Origin of the sequence: Nocardioides sp. URHA0032 (genome assembly GCF_000620645.1) — a bacterium.
Taxonomy (GTDB): Bacteria; Actinomycetota; Actinomycetes; order Propionibacteriales; family Nocardioidaceae; genus Nocardioides.
Genome location: NZ_KK211161.1, coordinates 210,691 through 225,786, shown reverse-complemented (window position 1 = coordinate 225,786; position 15,096 = coordinate 210,691). Strand labels below are relative to the sequence as shown.

Here is a 15,096-nt window from a genome sequence, read left to right as displayed (position 1 = left end):
ACTCCCTTCGGTCGGTTGCGACTTCGCCCTCCGGTGTCCCGGACACCGCTTCCCAAACGCACCCGTTCCGGTGTGCATGACCCGTGCCGTCGCGGGAACCGGGGCCGCATGCTGATCTCCGTCCTCGGCACGGGGTACCTCGGTGCGACCCATGCCGCCTGCCTCGCGGCCTCGGGCCACGACGTGATCGGTGTCGACCGCGACCCGGGTCGGCTCGCGGTGCTGCGGTCCGGACGGGCGCCGTTCCACGAGGCGGGACTGGACGAGCTGGTCAGGGACGGCGTCGCGTCGGGCCGGCTGCGCTTCACCGACGACCCGGCCGATGTCGCCGACGCCGAGGTGCACTTCCTCTGCGTGGGCACCCCCCAGGCGGACGACGGTGACGGCGCGGACCTCTCTGCGCTGTGGTCGGCCGCCGACGCGCTGGCGCCGTACCTCGACGACCGGGCGCTGGTCGTGGGCAAGTCGACGGTCCCTGTCGGGACCGCCGCCCGACTGCGTGATCGGCTCGGGGCGCGCGTCGCGTGGAACCCGGAGTTCCTCCGCGAGGGTCGCGCGGTCCGCGACACGCTCAGCCCCGACCGGCTCGTCCTCGGCGTGGAGTCGGACGACGACCACCGGACGCTGCTGCTGGTGTACGCCGACCTGGTCGCCGCCGGAGTGCCGGTGATCCGCACCGACCTGCCGACGGCCGAGCTCGCGAAGGTGTCGGCGAACGCGATGCTCGCCGCCCGGATCTCGACGGTCAACCTGCTCGCCGAGGTGTGCGAGGCGTCCGGCGCCGACGTCGGCGACCTCACGACGATCCTCGGCGCCGACCCGCGCATCGGCCGCGACTTCCTGGCCCCGGGGCTGGGGTACGGCGGGGGCTGCCTGCCCAAGGACACCCGCGCGTTCGTCGCCCGGGCCCGCGAGCTCGGCGTGGTGGAGTCGGCCGGGCTGTTCGACGCCGTCGACCGGGTCAACCTGCGGCAGCGGTCCCGCACGGTCGAGCTGGCCCGGTCCCTGCTGCCCGGTGGCACCGGGACGGTGGCTGTGCTGGGCGGGGCGTTCAAGGCGGAGTCCGACGACGTGCGAGACTCGCCGGCGCTGGACGTCGCGGTGCGGCTGCACCGTGCGGGTGCTGCCGTGCGGCTGCACGACCCGTACGCCGGAGCGAACGTCCGGCGCGAGCGGCCCGAGCTGACCGTCGTCGACGACGTCGCCTCCGCCTGCCGCGGCGCCGACCTGGTGCTGGTGCTCACCGAGTGGCCGCAGTTCGCCGCGCTCGATCCGCACGAGGTCGGCGAGCTGGTCAGCCGGCGCACCGTCCTCGACGCCCGTCTGGTGCTCGACCCGGAGAAGTGGGTGGGGGCCGGCTGGGACTTCCGCGCGCTCGGCCGGAGCGCCTGATGCGGGTGCTGCTCTGGCACGTGCACGGCTCGTGGACGACCTCGTTCGTCCAGGGCGGCCACGACTACCACCTGCCGGTCACGCCGGACCGCGGGCCGGACGGCCTGGGGCGCGCCCGGACCTGGGACTGGCCGGCCAGCGTGCGCGAGGTGGAGCCGGCGGCGATGCGCGACCTCGACGTCGACGTCGTCGTGCTCCAGCGGCCGCACGAGCTCGAGCTCGCCGAGCGGTGGCTCGGGCGCCGCCCCGGGCGGGACCTGCCCGCGCTGTACGTCGAGCACAACACGCCGGCCGGCGAGGTGCCCGAGACACGGCACCCGATGGCCGACCAGCGGGCGATCCCCGTCGTGCACGTCACCGGGTTCAACGAGCTCTTCTGGGACTGCGGGACCGCTGCGACCACCGTCGTCGAGCACGGCGTCGTCGACCCCGGCCACCGCTACACCGGCGAGCTGCCGCACGCGGCGGTCGTCGTCAACGACCCCGTCCGCCGCGGCCGGTTCGTGGGCACCGACCTGCTCGCGCCGATCGCCGGCGTGGCGCCGGTGGACCTGTTCGGCATGCGCGTCTCCCTGCTCGACCGGACGCCGGGGCTGACGACGTACGAGGACCTGTCGCAGGACGCGATGCACGCCGAGCTGCCGCGGCGGCGGGTGTACGTCCACACCGCGCGGTGGACGTCGCTGGGGCTGTCGCTGATCGAGGCGATGCTGCTGGGGATGCCGGTCGTCGCGGTCGGGGCGACCGAGGCGCCGTTCGCGGTACCGCCCGAGGCCGGCCTCGTGACGACCCGGCGCGACCAGCTGCTGGAGGGCGTCGCCGCGTTCGTCCACGACCCGGACCGGGCGGCCGCGGCCGGCCGCGCCGCGCGGCAGCACGCGCTGGACCGGTTCGGGCTGAAGCGGTTCCTGCGCGACTGGGACGAGCTCCTCGCCCAGGCCCGATGAGCGACCGGGTCACCACCGTCGTCGCGACCAGGAACCGCTGGCCGGACCTGGTGCAGTCCCTGCCGCGCCACCGCCCGCCGGTCATCCTCGTCGACAACGGCTCGACCGACGGCACGCCCGAGCGGGTCCGCGCGACCTGCCCCGGCGTGCGGGTCCTCGCGCTCCCGGAGAACCTCGGGGCGGTCGCCCGCAACCTCGGCGTCGCCGAGGCGAGCACGCCGTACGTCGCGTTCGCGGACGACGACTCGTGGTGGGAGCCCGGCGCGCTGGACCGGGCGGCGGAGCTGTTCGACGCCCATCCGCGGCTGGCGCTCGTCGCGGCCCGGATCCTGGTGGGCCCGGAGGAGGACCTCGACCCGGCCAGCGCCGAGATGGCCCGCTCGCCGCTGCCGGACGAGCCGGACCTGCCCGGCACCCCGGTGCTCGGGTTCCTCGCGTGCGGGGCCGTGGTGCGCCGGGAGCCGTTCCTGCTCGCCGGCGGCTTCGACGGGGTGATCGGCTTCGGCGGCGAGGAGCAGCGGCTCGCGCTCGACCTGGCGGCCGGGGGCTGGGGGTTGTCGTACGTCGACGACGTCGTCGCGCACCACCACCCGTCGTCACGACGCGGGCCGCACGCCGGGCGCCGCGCTCTGCTGGCGCGCAACGACCTGCTCACCGCGGTCATGCGGCTGCCCTGGCCGGCCGTCCTCGACACCGCCCGGCGCGGCGTGAGGACCGGCTCGCCCGAGCGCCGCGGCATCCTCGCTGGGGTGCGGCGGGCGCCGCTGGCGCTGCGCCACCGCAGGGTCGTGCCCCGCTCGGTGGAGCAGCGTCGCCGGCTGCTCGGCTAGCGCCACTCGGGCAGGTCGTCGTCGAGCAGCTCACGGAGCCCGGCGAGGTCCGCGGCGACCCGCTGGCCGAACGCCGTCCGCAGGTCGTCGGGCACCGGCTCCTGCCGGCCCCCGCCGACGTGCACACGCGGCTCGAGGTCGCTGCTCCAGAACGCCGGATCCGCGCCCGCATGGGCGAACACCCGGGCGAGCTCCCGTCGGCGGTCGGCGAGCAGCCGCTCCTGGACGACCACCAGCAGCTGGGGTCGGGGGAACTCCCGCAGGAAGGGCTCGAGGCACGCGCGGTAGCGGCTCCGCGCGACGTACTGGCTGGCCGGGTCGAGGAGCGCGGCGGCCATTGGCCGGATCTCGGTCCGGTCGCGAACGTGGTGTCGCCACTGCGAGAGAGCACGGTCCAGCGGCTCGCGCACCAGGCACACGAGCCGCACGTCCGGGACCAGCGCCGCCATCCGGGCGGCGACCTCGGGGTTGCCGGGGTCGGTGTACCCGGGTGACGCCTCGCCGCGGACGGCGTAGCGGCCGTCGAAGCAGGAGGCGTACCACTCCGGACCGCGGTGCCACTGGCCCCACCGCCACCACGTGCCCGGGTCGTCGTCCGGCGGCTGCTCCGGGCCGTAGAAGAAGTTGAGCTCCTTGCCCCGTGCCATCGCGATCTCCGGGTGCCGGTCGAGGTACCGGTGCAGCGCCGACGTGCCGCACTTCATCGCACCGACCACGACCAGGGTGGGCAGAGGCATGATGCGGCGGTACCCGGTTACCGGTGGCTCATGGGTGACGCCACCGAAGACCGCAGGAAGGCCGCAACGTATCCCGAGGGCGACGTGCTGGGGGTCCTGTACGCACAGCACGCACGGATCCGGGACCTGTTCACGGAGGTGCGGGAGGCCGCGGGCGCCGAGCGCTCCGAGCTCTTCGCCGAGCTGCGCGCGCTACTGGTCGCGCACGAGACCGCCGAGGAGATGATCGTCCGTCCGGTCGTCACCGACAACGGCGGCAAGGCGGTCGCCGACGCTCGCAACGCGGAGGAGGCCGAGGCCACCGAGGTGCTCGACGAGCTCGACGGTCTGGAGCCGACCGACGCGGACTTCGACAAGCTGCTGGCGTCGCTCGAGAAGTCGGTCGACGCGCACGCGGAGGCCGAGGAGACCGCCGAGTTCCCGCTGATCGAGAGGTCGTGCGACGAGGAACGGCGGCTCGGCATGGGCCGGATGTTCCAGGTCGTCGAGACGATCGCGCCCACGCGCCCGCACCCGTCGACCGCGGGGTCGCCGGTGGCGCAGTACGCCGTCGGCCCGATCGCCTCGCTCGTCGACCACGCCCGCGACGCGGTGTCGAAGGTGCTGCCCGGTCAGTAGGGAACCGACCGGATCGAGGCATCCCCGGGCCGCTACTGGTTACCGGGGGCCATGACCCAGACCGGGACCAGCAAGGCCGGCCGCGCCCTCGTCACGGGCGCCTCGACCGGCATCGGGCGCGCGATCGCGCAGGAGCTCGTCGAGCGCGGGTACGACGTCGTGGTCGCGGCCGAGGAGCCGGCGATCCGGACCGCAGCCGCCGACCTCGGCGCCCTCGCCGTCCAGGTCGATCTCACGACCGCGTCCGGCGTCGAGCACCTGCACGAGCGGGCGACCGCGGCCGGACCGCTCGACGTGCTCGTCCTGAACGCCGGGGTCGGCGTCGGCGGGCGCTTCGACAAGACGCCGCTGGAGTCGCACCTCGGCCTGGTCGACCTCAACGTGCGCTCGACCGTCCACCTCGCCCACCTGGTGCTCGGCGAGATGGTCGCGCGCGGCGCGGGACGCGTCCTGGTGACGTCCTCGATCGCCGCCGTCGCGCCGGGGCCCTACCACGCGACGTACGCCGCCTCGAAGGCGTTCGTGCACTCCTTCGCCGAGGGCGTCCGCGAGGAGCTCAAGGACACCGGCGTCACGGTGACCTCGCTGATGCCGGGTCCGACCGACACCGAGTTCTTCTCCCGCGCGGACATGGGCGACACGAAGCTCGGCCAGATGGAGGACAAGGACGACCCGCGCGAGGTGGCCCGCGACGGTGTCGAGGCCATGCTGGCGGGACGGTCCAGCGTGGTGGCCGGCTCGTTCAGGAACCGCATCCAGGCCGAGCTGGGCACGCACCTGCCCGACGCCATCGCGAACCCGATCTTCGCGCGGATGACCAGGCCCGAGGGGGAGTGAGCGACCGGCGGTCCCCGTTCCACCAGGGGATGCTGAGCCTGCACCTCCCACGGCGAGCACACCATGGGACCTGCAGGTCCCTGGAGACCATGGTGGAACTGCGGTGTCAGGACTCGCGCACCACCCGCAGCGACGTCACCTCCGGGTCGGCCGCTTCCGGGATGAGCATCCCGGCGGCGACGCCCGAGCGGAGGTAGTCGACGGCCTCCTGGCTGATCCGCTCGCCGGGAGCGAGCACCGGGACGCCGGGCGGGTACGGCGTGACCATCTCGGCCGCGACCCGGCCGACGGCCTTCTCGGCGGGGACCTGCTCGACCTCGGCGAAGAAGGCGTCGCGGGGCAGGAGCACCGTCTCGAGCTCGAGACCCTCCGCGCTCGGGAAGTCGACCGGGGGAGGGGTCTCGGCGGAGCGGGCATCCTCGACGATCTTGCGCAGCGTCGCGACCAGGATGTCGACCGACGCGTCGTCGTCGGCGTGCGTGAGGCGGGCGTTGATCCGGCAGGTGTCGGACGCGCCGAAGTCGACGTGGTGGCGGGCCCGTGCGAGCTCGGCGGCCTGGTAGCCGGTGATGCCCAGGCCACGCACGTCGATCGCCAGCACCAGGGGATCGATCTCGAACGCGTAGCCCTCCTCGACCAGCTCCTGGCCGTAGACCTCGATCCCGTCGATGGCGCCGATCTCCTCCCGCGCGCGGGCGGCGAGCGCCAGCGTCCGGGTCAGCAGCTCGCGACCCTGCTCGACCATGTGACGTCGCCAGCCGTCCAGTGATGCGTACACGAGGCTCGACGCGCTCGTCGTCGCCAGCAGGTCCTCGCGCTGCGCGAGCACTGTCGGGTCGACGCGGTCGCCCTGGAGGTGGAACACCGAGCTCTGCTCGACCGCCGCGCCCATCTTGTGGACGCTGGTGACCACGACGTCGGCGTCGGCGTCCATGCCCCAGGTGGGCAGCTCGTCGTGGAACGGCAGGTGGGCTCCCCACGCCTCGTCCACGATGAGCGGTACGCCGAACTCGTGGCAGACGTCGGCGACTCCCTGGATGTCGGCGCACACGCCCCAGTCGGTCGGCGTGATCAGCAGCATCCCCTTGGCGTCCGGGTGCTGCTGGAAGGCGCGACGGACGTCGTCGGGCTCGGGCGGGTGGGCCAGGTGCCGCTCGGCATCGAACTTCGGGTGCACCCAGCCCGGGACCGTCCCGTTGATGATGACGCCGCTGACGACGGACTTGTGCGCATTGCGCGAGATCAGCAGCTTCTCGCCCGGGCCGGCGACGGAGAGCATCGCCGACTTCACGGAGAGCGAGCTGCCGCAGGTGGAGAAGAAGGCGTGCTCGGCACCGACCGCGTCGGCCATCAGATCCTGCGCGTCCTGCAGCACGCCCTGGGAGTTGCGGCGGTCGTCGAGACCGTTCATCGCCAGCACGTCGGATGCGAAGACACCCTCGCCCAGGATCGTGAGCACGCGTGGGTCGACACCGCGGCCCTGCCGGTGACCCGGCGGCCCGAAGACGACGTCGCCGCGGTGGCGGAACTCGCTGAGCGCATCGAGCACAGGGGTCCGGGAGTGGTCCATGCGGCCCCGGTGCCCATAGAGACCGCGGGCGATGCATGCGCGCATGCCCCGGTGGGCACCATCGCCGCATGGCGGACCGCACCGTGCACGTCTGGGGTGCCCGTACGCCGACCGCCCGCGGCTCGGCGTGGCCCGAGCGCGTCGACGTCCACCTCGACGGGGTCCGCGAGGACGAGGTCGACCGGTGGGTCGGCGCAGCGTGCGTGCTGTGCAGCAACGGCTGCGGATGCGAGATCGCCGTGAAGGACGGCCGGATGGTCGGCGTCCGCGGTCGCGCGGCGGACCGGGTCAACCGCGGTCGGCTGGGACCGAAGGGCCTGTACGGCAGCACCCCGTGGGCGTCGTCGCCGGACCGGCTGACCACACCCCTGGTCCGCGAGGACGGCCGGCTGGTCGAGACCGACTGGGACACGGCGATGGGCCGGATCGTCGAGCGCTCGCGGGCCCTGCTCGACGAGAAGGGCCCGCTCAGCCACGGCTTCTACACCAGCGGCCAGCTGTTCCTGGAGGAGTACTACACGCTCGCGGTGATCGGGAAGGCCGGCCTCGGGACGCCTCACATGGACGGGAACACCCGGCTGTGCACCGCGACCGCCGGGGCGTCGCTCAAGGAGTCGTTCGGCGCCGACGGGCAGCCGGCGTCGTACGACGACATCGAGCAGTGCGACGCGCTCTTCCTCTTCGGGCACAACATGCCGGAGACCCAGACGGTGCTCTGGGCACGGATCCTCGACCGGATCGAGGGCAGCGAGCCGCCACGGGTGGTCTGCGTCGACCCGCGCCGCACCGAGGTGGCGGTCGCGGCCGGGCGCACCGGCGGGGTCCACCTCGCTCCCCGCGTAGGCACCAACCTGGCGCTCATGAACGCGCTGACCCGCGAGCTGCTCGCGCACGAGTGGCTCGACGCCGACTGGGTGGAGGCCCACACGGTCGGGCTCGAGGAGCTGCGCGCCACGGTCGAGCCGTACACCCCGGAGGAGGCCGCGCGCACCTGCGGAGTGGATGCCGACGACGTACGCCGGGCGGCCCGGATCTTCGGCGAGTCCGGCGCGGTGCTGTCCACGGTGCTGCAGGGCTTCTACCAGTCCCACCAGGCGACGGCGGCCGCCTGCGGCGTCAACAACCTGCACCTGCTCCGGGGCATGCTCGGCCGTCCCGGCTGCGGCGTGCTCCAGATGAACGGTCAGCCCACCGCCCAGAACACCCGCGAGACAGGCGCCGACGGCGACCTGACCGGCTTCCGCAACTGGGAGAACGCGGCGCACGTCGAGGAGCTCGCCCGGCTGTGGAACGTGGATCCGATGACGATCCCGCACTGGGCGCCGCCCACCCACGCCATGCAGATCTTCGGGTACGCCGAGACCGGGTCGATCGGCCTGCTCTGGATCTCCGCGACCAACCCGGCCGTGTCGATGCCCGAGTCCCCGCGCATCCGGCGGATCCTCGGCGGCGACCAGTGCTTCGTGGTCGTCCAGGACCTGTTCCTCACCGAGACCGCCGCGCTCGCGGACGTCGTGCTCCCGGCAGCCGGCTGGGGCGAGAAGACCGGCACGTTCACGAACGCCGATCGCACGGTGCACCTCGCCGAGAAGGCGGTCGACCCGCCGGGGGAGGCCCGCAGCGACCTCGACATCTTCCTGACCTACGCCGACGCGATGGGCCTCACCGACCGGGACGGTTCCCCGCTCGTCGGCTGGCGCACACCCGAGGAGGCGTACGACGCCTGGGTGGAGGCGAGCCGGGGCCGTCCCTGTGACTACAGCGGGATCACCTACGACCTGCTCCGGGAGCGGGGCGCCGTCCAGTGGCCGCTCGGCACGACCAGGCTGTACGCCGACGCGGAGTTCCCCACGTCCACCGACTACTGCGAGGACTACGGGCACGACCTGGCCACGGGAGCGACGACGACCGAGCAGCAGCACCGCGCGACGGCTGCCGCCGGGCGGGCGTTCCTCAAGGCCGCGGCGTACTCGCCGCCGCACGAGGAGCCGAGCGAGGACTACCCCCTGATCTTCACCACCGGCCGGGTCGTCCACCAGTTCCACACCCGGACCAAGACCGGGCGGTCGCGGCGCCTCCACCACGCCGCTCCGGACCCGTGGGTCGAGCTGTCGGAGGCGGACGCGCGGGCCCTGGGGATCGCGGACGGGCAACGGGTCCGGGTCGAGTCCCCGCGAGGCTCCCTCGAGGCGCCCGCGCGCATCGGCCCGGTGACCGAGGGTGCCGTGTTCGCGCCGTTCCACTACGCGGGCGCCGGGCAGGCCAACGAGCTGACGATGACCGTGTGGGACCCCGTCTCGAAGCAGCCGACGTTCAAGACGGCGGCCTGTCGGGTCGTCCCCCTCGAGGGGGACTGATGCCCCACCTCGCGACGTACGTCGGGCTCGCCGACCACAGCGAGCAGACGCTGGCCGACTCGCTGCGGGCCGTGGCGGACGGCCATGCCCACCTGGCCGACGTCTTCCACACCTGCTCGCAGCTCGCCGGCTGGTCCGACGACCACCGGGAGCGGCTGGCTCCTGTCGTGCGACGGTACGGCGAGGAGGACGTCGCCGAGCCCGAGCGACTGCGCGCCGATGCGCTGGAGTACCCCCGGGAGGGCGAGGTCGGGCTGCTCCGCGACCTGCAGGACCTGCACCTCCTGGCCACCCTCGTGCACACCACCTGGACGGTGATCGCCCAAGGGGCCCAGGGCCTCCGCGACGAGGAGCTGCTGGAGATCGCCCGGCACTGCGACGCGGAGACCTCGCGCCAGATCTCCTGGTTCGAGACCCGGCTGAAGGTCGCCGCGCCGCAGGCACTCATCGTCACGCCGTGAAGCGCTCCCACACCCGGTGGAACGCCATCTGCTCCTGCACGCCGTCGAGAACCTCGGTCGCGCTGCCGCCGCGCTCGACGCCCGGCGTGCCCGCCACCCCGGCGGCGTCGAGCACCGTCGTGCCGGCGCCCCAGGCGCCGATCACCTTGCAGTGCCGGTAGGCCTCCTCGAGGAGCAGCACCACGCGGGGGTCGACCACCGTGGTGTCGGCCGCCCCGGCCTTGGCGTCCCGCGCCGGCAGGGCGTCCGGGGCCGGGACTGGGCACCCCGCGACCAGGACCACGTCGAACTCGACGGACCGGGCGGTCGCGAAGGTCCGCTGCACCGCCATCCCGCCCACCTCGCCGCCGTGCGGCCCGATCAGCAGCGGCACCATGCCGGCCCCGAAGATCGCGGTCCGCACCTCGGCGACGCCGGCCAGATCACCGTCGGGGTCGACGACGATGCCGACCATCCGGCCGTCCGGCGGCCAGGCCTCGCCGACCTGCGACAGCGCCGGGCTGGGCTCGCTGTCGACCAGCTCGAGCGTGGGCTCGGGCACCGGCAGGCCGAGGCCGGTCGCCACCTCGGAGCACAGCCGCGGGTCGATGTTCGCCAGGCACAGGAGCTGGCGCTCCTTGATCGCCTGCTCGTAGCACTTGCCGAGCTCGAAGGTGTAGGCGCGGATGATGTGCTCCTGCTCGACCGGCGACATGCTCAGCCAGAACAGCCTGGCTTGGCTGAAGTGGTCGTCGTACGACGCGGGCTGGGCGCGGACCTAGGTGCCCGCCGCCACCTTCGCCGGCAGGTGCTCGAACACCCCCTCGAGGTCGCCGTCCGCGTGGAACGGGCAGCCGCCGTCCAGCGAGTTCGGCCGGTACGGCGCCACCCCGGTGTGCACCGCGTGCTGGTGGAAGCCGTCGCGGAGCATGTCGTTGACCTCGGTGTGCGGCCGGTTGACGGGGATCTGGTTGAAGTTCGGCCCGCCGAGGCGGGTGAGCTGCGTGTCGACGTACGAGAACAGCCGGGCCTGCACCAGCGGGTCGTCGGTGGCGTCGATGCCCGGGACCAGGTGGCCCACGTGGAAGGCGACCTGCTCGGTCTCGGCGAAGAAGTTGGTCGGGTTCGCGGTGAGCACCATCATCCCGACCGGCTGCACGGGCGCGAGCTCCTCCGGCACGATCTTGGTGGGGTCCAGGAGGTCGATGCCGTCGAAGAGCTGCGCCTCCTCGTCCGGGAAGACCTGGAGACCGAGCTCCCAGGCCGGGTACGCGCCCGACTCGATCGCGTCGTACAGGTCGCGCCGGTGGAAGTCCGGGTCGAGCCCGCCGAGCAGCTGCGCCTCCTCCCAGGTGAGGGAGTGCACGCCGAGTCGTGGCTTCCAGTGGAACTTCACCAGCGACGTCGCGCCGTCGGCGTTCTGGACCCGGAACGTGTGGACGCCGAAGCCCTCCATCATCCGGTAGGAGCGCGGGATGCCGCGGTCGGACATGTTCCACAGCGTGTGGTGCTGAGCCTCGGTGTGCAGCGAGACGAAGTCCCAGAACGTGTCGTGGGCGCTCTGCGCCTGTGGGATCTCCCGGTCCGGGTGCGGCTTCCCGGCGTGGATGACGTCGGGGAACTTGATGCCGTCCTGGATGAAGAAGACCGGGATGTTGTTGCCGACCAGGTCGAAGTTGCCCTCGGTCGTGTAGAACTTCGTGGCGAAGCCGCGGGTGTCGCGGGCGGTGTCCATGGAGCCGCGCGAGCCCAGCACGGTCGAGAACCGCACGAACGTCGGGGTCTCGACACCCTCGCCCAGGAACGCCGCCTTGCACACGGTGTCGGCGGTGCCGTACCCGACGAACACGCCGTGGGCGCCGGCGCCGCGCGCGTGCACGACCCGCTCCGGGATCCGCTCGTGGTCGAAGTGGGTGATCTTCTCGCGCAGGTGGTGGTCCTGGAGCAGCGTCGGCCCGCGCTCGCCGGCCTTGAGCGAGTGGTCGGTGTCCGGCAGCCGGGCGCCGGTCGACGTCGTCAGGTACGCCTGGTGCTGGGCTCGCGTGGTCGGGTCCGCCCCGGTGTCGTTGCCGGTCGCCGTCCGCGCCGCCGGCGCGCCCTGGTCGGGTCGCGGCGGCAGCGGCTCGCGCGGCTCCGTCGGCTCCTCGAGGGCCGGCGGCTCCGGAGCCGGCGCGCCCGGCACCGGCGGCTCCGCGAGCTTCGCGGCCTTCTCGGCGATCTTGCCGACGACGTTCTCGAAGGTCTCCTTGGCGAGCTGCTTCGCATCCATGTGCGTCCTCCCGTGTCCGATGGTCGCGGTGCGGTACCCCGAACAGTCCGCTGCACGCCCGCGCATGAGACGCCCACCCGCGGATACCGGGGCGCCATGACCACCAGGAACCAACCATCCGTCCAGGCGCTGCCGACCTGGCTGCGAACCGCAGCGATGGTCGTCGGCGCGACCTTCCTCCTCGTCGGCGTCCTGGGGTTCATCCCCGGCATCACGACGAGCTACGACGACCTGTCCTTCGCCGGTCACAGCAGCGACGCGAAGCTGCTGGGCATCTTCGAGGTGTCGGTGCTGCACAACGTCGTCCACCTGCTGTTCGGCGTGGTCGGGCTGCTCGCGGCCCGGACGTCGCTCACCGCGGCCGCGCAGTTCCTGCTCATCGGCGGCGTCGTCTACGCGGTGCTGTGGGTGTACGGCATCGCGGTGGGCGACGAGAGCTCAGCGAACTTCGTGCCGCTCAACACCGCCGACAACTGGCTGCACTTCGTCCTCGCCGTCGCCATGATCGCGCTCGGTGCGATCGGCCTGAAGGCCCTGAGGGACGACCGGCACCCGGTCGCCTGAGCTATCGGGCCGGCACCCACCGGCCGAGCACGGCGTCGACAGCGGTGCGGTCGACCGGCTTCGACACGTAGTCGTCCATACCGGCCGCCAGGCACCGCTCGCGATCACCCTCGATCGCACTCGCGGTCATCGCGATGATCGGGGTGTGGCGGGCGGTGCCTTCGCGCTTCCGGATCTCGGCCGTGGCGGCGTAGCCGTCCAGGTTCGGCATCTGCACGTCCATCAGGACGGCGTCGTACGTCGCGCGGCTCAGGGCGTCGAGCGCGCCGTACCCGTCGTCGGCCACGTCCGCCTCGTAGCCCAGGCTCTCCAGGATGCCGAAGGCGACCAGCTGGTTGATCTCGCCGTCCTCGACGACGAGCACCCGGCCGCGGCCCTTGGCGTGCGACGGCGGAAGCGGGGCGGACACGGGTGCCGGAGCAGCGACGAGTCCGGCGAGCGTGGTGCGCAGCCGGGTCAGGGCCACAGGCTTGGTCAGGGAGGCACCGATCCCGGCCGCCAGCGCCTCGCCCTGGCCGACGTCGGGCCCGGAGGTGAGCAGCACCAGCGGGGTGCCGGCGAGCTCGGGCGTCGCGGCGACCCGGCGACCGAGCTCGAGGCCGTCCATGCCCGGCATGCAGAGGTCGAGGACCCCGAGGTCGAACCGGCGGCCCTCGAGCACCGCGGCCTTCAGCACCGCCAGCGCGAAGTCGCCGCCGCCCACGGTCTCGACGGTCATGCCCCAGGCCGACAGCTGGTCGTGCAGGATCACGCGGTTCGTGTGGTTGTCGTCGACGACGAGGACCCGGAGACCCGCCAGGCCCTCGGTCGTCGGCCGCGCGAGGCCCTCCGGCTCCTCCGCCGTGCGGAGCGGCACCGTCGCCCAGAACGTGCTGCCGCGCCCGACGGTGCTGGACACGCCGATCTCGCCGCCCATCGCGATCACCAGCTGGTGGCTGATCGCGAGGCCGAGCCCGGTGCCGCCGTACTGCCGGGTCGTCGACGAGTCGGCCTGCGAGAACGGCTCGAAGAGGTGCGCCCGGTGCTCGTCGGGGACGCCGATGCCGGTGTCGACGACCTCGAGGCGGACGACGACGCCGTCACCGTTCCGGCTCTCGAGCTGGGCCCGGATGACGACCTCGCCCGCCGGGGTGAACTTGACCGCGTTGGCGGCCAGGTTGAGCAGGACCTGGCGCAGCCGGGCGGGATCGCCGCGCAGCGCAGGGGGCACCTCGGGGGAGCAGTACGCGAGCAGCTCGAGGTCCTTCTCCCGGGCCGGCTCGGCCACGAGCTCCGCGACCTCCTCGACCAGCTGCACCAGGTCGAAGTCGATGTCCTCGAGGTCGAGGCGGCCGGCCTCGACCTTCGAGAAGTCGAGGATGTCGTTGATGATCGACAGCAGTGCGCGACCCGCGCCCTGCACTCCGTGCGCGTACTGGAGCTGGCGCTCGTCGAGATCGGTCGTGAGGAGCAGGTCGGTGAGGCCGATGACCCCGTTCATCGGGGTGCGGATCTCGTGGCTCATCGTGGCGAGGAACGCCGACTTCGCGCGTGAGCCCTCCAGCGCGGCGTCCCGCGCGGCGGCCAGCTGTGCTCGGACCCGGGCCTCGGACTGCAGCAGCCGGGCGGTCCGGACGAACGCGAGGCCGACCAGCGCGAACATGCCGACCAGGACGGCGATCGCCTTCGGGTCGTGGCTGAGCACGGCGTCCGCGATGAGCAGCAGCGGCGGCACCAGCAGCGGGCCGATCGCGATCCCGAGCTTGCGGAGCGGATGCTCGACCGCCTCGTCGCCGGGCGTGTCGTCGGGCGGCGCCTGGCCGCGCAGCGTCGAGGTGGCCATCAGCAGCCCCCCGAGCATCCAGCCGATGTCGAGGGCGGCCGAGACGGCGCCGTCGACCTCGAGCACCAGGTAGCCGATGTCGGAGACCAGCCAGCAGCCGACGCCGGCCGCGAACGGGATGCCGATCGCCTCGCGCGACCGGCGCACCGACAGCGCGCGCAGCACCAACGCGAGCAGCACCGCGTCGAGGACGGGGTACGCCGCCCACACGACGCGGGTGAGCGCGGACACCGACTGGTCGGCCACGATGTCGTGGATCGAGAAGGTCCAGAACAGCAGGACGCTGACGACCACGACCGTGGCCGCGTCGATCACGGCGTCGACGTCCAGCCTCCAGAGCTGGCCGCGCCGGACCGCGATCACCACGAGGATCGCGGCGCCCAGCCCGAGGTAGCTCATCAGGTACGGGATGTCGGCCACGGAGACGTCCGGCTCACCGCTGCTCCAGGTCAGCAGCTGCCAGATGAGGTCCCCGACGGCCGAGGAGGTCAGGCCGGCCGCGATCAGCGCCGGGACCGACCGGCGTCCGGGCGGGGCAGCGGCCGTGCCGTACCACGCGAGCGCGGGCCCGAGCCACACGCCGATGAGGTAGGTCCACGCTCCGACGGTGCCGAACGCGTCGGCGAGATGGGCAGCGACGAGGAGCAGCTCGACCGCCCAGAAGGCGCCCAGCACCGCGGTACGACGACTCACGACCTGATCACGCCCCGACC

The 15,096-nt window shown here is 73.1% G+C and carries 13 protein-coding genes and 1 pseudogene; 8 read left to right on the top strand and 6 right to left on the bottom strand.

Features of this window, described 5'->3' with window-relative positions; all coding sequences use genetic code 11:
• The first annotated feature begins 108 nt into the window (after positions 1 to 108).
• Genes N538_RS0122275 through N538_RS0122265 form a run of 3 tightly spaced genes read left to right on the top strand, consistent with a single transcriptional unit; the run spans position 109 to position 3,169 of the window.
• Positions 109 to 1,392, top strand: a complete 1,284-nt coding sequence (locus N538_RS0122275; RefSeq protein ID WP_028639121.1) for a UDP-glucose dehydrogenase family protein — start codon at positions 109 to 111, stop codon at positions 1,390 to 1,392.
• Positions 1,392 to 2,339 (top strand): glycosyltransferase, encoded by a 948-nt coding sequence (locus N538_RS0122270; RefSeq protein WP_028639120.1) that lies wholly within the window; start codon positions 1,392 to 1,394, stop codon positions 2,337 to 2,339. The genes N538_RS0122275 and N538_RS0122270 overlap by 1 nt, the downstream gene beginning before the upstream one ends.
• Positions 2,336 to 3,169: a glycosyltransferase family 2 protein gene (locus tag N538_RS0122265; protein ID WP_028639119.1), complete on the top strand. Its 834-nt coding sequence runs from the start codon at positions 2,336 to 2,338 to the stop codon at positions 3,167 to 3,169. Before N538_RS0122270 ends, N538_RS0122265 begins: the two co-directional genes overlap by 4 nt.
• Here N538_RS0122265 and N538_RS0122260 read toward each other — a convergent pair.
• The gene (locus N538_RS0122260; RefSeq protein WP_028639118.1) at positions 3,166 to 3,906 is read right to left on the bottom strand and encodes a sulfotransferase family protein; all 741 of its coding nucleotides are present in this window, start codon (positions 3,904 to 3,906) and stop codon (positions 3,166 to 3,168) included. The two genes, N538_RS0122265 and N538_RS0122260, sit on opposite strands and share 4 nt — an antisense overlap.
• Before the next feature lie 30 nt (positions 3,907 to 3,936).
• On the opposite strand from N538_RS0122260, the gene N538_RS0122255 reads away from it, so the two are divergent.
• Together N538_RS0122255 and N538_RS0122250 are read left to right on the top strand one after the other, a co-directional pair.
• Positions 3,937 to 4,524 carry a hemerythrin domain-containing protein gene (locus N538_RS0122255; RefSeq protein WP_028639117.1) on the top strand — a complete coding sequence of 196 codons (588 nt, stop codon included), beginning with the start codon at positions 3,937 to 3,939 and terminating at the stop codon, positions 4,522 to 4,524.
• A 51-nt stretch (positions 4,525 to 4,575) separates the two neighbouring features.
• The gene (locus N538_RS0122250) at positions 4,576 to 5,361 is read left to right on the top strand and encodes an SDR family NAD(P)-dependent oxidoreductase (RefSeq protein WP_028639116.1); all 786 of its coding nucleotides are present in this window, start codon (positions 4,576 to 4,578) and stop codon (positions 5,359 to 5,361) included.
• A gap of 106 nt (positions 5,362 to 5,467) precedes the next feature.
• Here the strand turns inward: N538_RS0122250 and N538_RS0122245 are convergent, their stop codons facing one another.
• Positions 5,468 to 6,931, bottom strand: a complete 1,464-nt coding sequence (locus tag N538_RS0122245; protein WP_028639115.1) for an aminotransferase class I/II-fold pyridoxal phosphate-dependent enzyme — start codon at positions 6,929 to 6,931, stop codon at positions 5,468 to 5,470.
• A 68-nt stretch (positions 6,932 to 6,999) separates the two neighbouring features.
• Between N538_RS0122245 and N538_RS0122240 the strand changes: the two genes are divergently transcribed.
• Positions 7,000 to 9,288, top strand: coding sequence for a molybdopterin oxidoreductase family protein (locus N538_RS0122240; RefSeq protein ID WP_028639114.1), 2,289 nt, complete (start codon positions 7,000 to 7,002; stop codon positions 9,286 to 9,288).
• Entirely contained in the window at positions 9,288 to 9,749 is a 462-nt protein-coding gene (locus N538_RS0122235; protein WP_028639113.1) for a hypothetical protein, read from the top strand. The genes N538_RS0122240 and N538_RS0122235 overlap by 1 nt, the downstream gene beginning before the upstream one ends.
• Here N538_RS0122235 and N538_RS29595 read toward each other — a convergent pair.
• The 3 genes and pseudogenes from N538_RS29595 to N538_RS26860 form a co-directional block, all read right to left on the bottom strand.
• Positions 9,739 to 10,290 carry a hypothetical protein gene (locus N538_RS29595; protein ID WP_442937213.1) on the bottom strand — a complete coding sequence of 184 codons (552 nt, stop codon included), beginning with the start codon at positions 10,288 to 10,290 and terminating at the stop codon, positions 9,739 to 9,741. The genes N538_RS0122235 and N538_RS29595 overlap by 11 nt on opposite strands.
• Positions 10,291 to 10,311: 21 nt before the next feature.
• Positions 10,312 to 10,476, bottom strand: a pseudogene (locus N538_RS29590) (catalase-related domain-containing protein); the annotation flags it as partial.
• Between the two features lie 30 nt (positions 10,477 to 10,506).
• Positions 10,507 to 11,997, bottom strand: coding sequence for a catalase (locus N538_RS26860; protein ID WP_269320369.1), 1,491 nt, complete (start codon positions 11,995 to 11,997; stop codon positions 10,507 to 10,509).
• A gap of 96 nt (positions 11,998 to 12,093) precedes the next feature.
• Here N538_RS26860 and N538_RS26855 point away from each other — a divergent pair, with 96 nt between their 5' ends.
• Positions 12,094 to 12,561, top strand: a complete 468-nt coding sequence (locus N538_RS26855; protein WP_155992407.1) for a DUF4383 domain-containing protein — start codon at positions 12,094 to 12,096, stop codon at positions 12,559 to 12,561.
• A 1-nt stretch (position 12,562) separates the two neighbouring features.
• Here N538_RS26855 and N538_RS27745 read toward each other — a convergent pair whose 3' ends face one another.
• Positions 12,563 to 15,076, bottom strand: a complete 2,514-nt coding sequence (locus tag N538_RS27745) for a hybrid sensor histidine kinase/response regulator (protein ID WP_155992405.1) — start codon at positions 15,074 to 15,076, stop codon at positions 12,563 to 12,565.
• Positions 15,077 to 15,096: the final 20 nt, after the last annotated feature.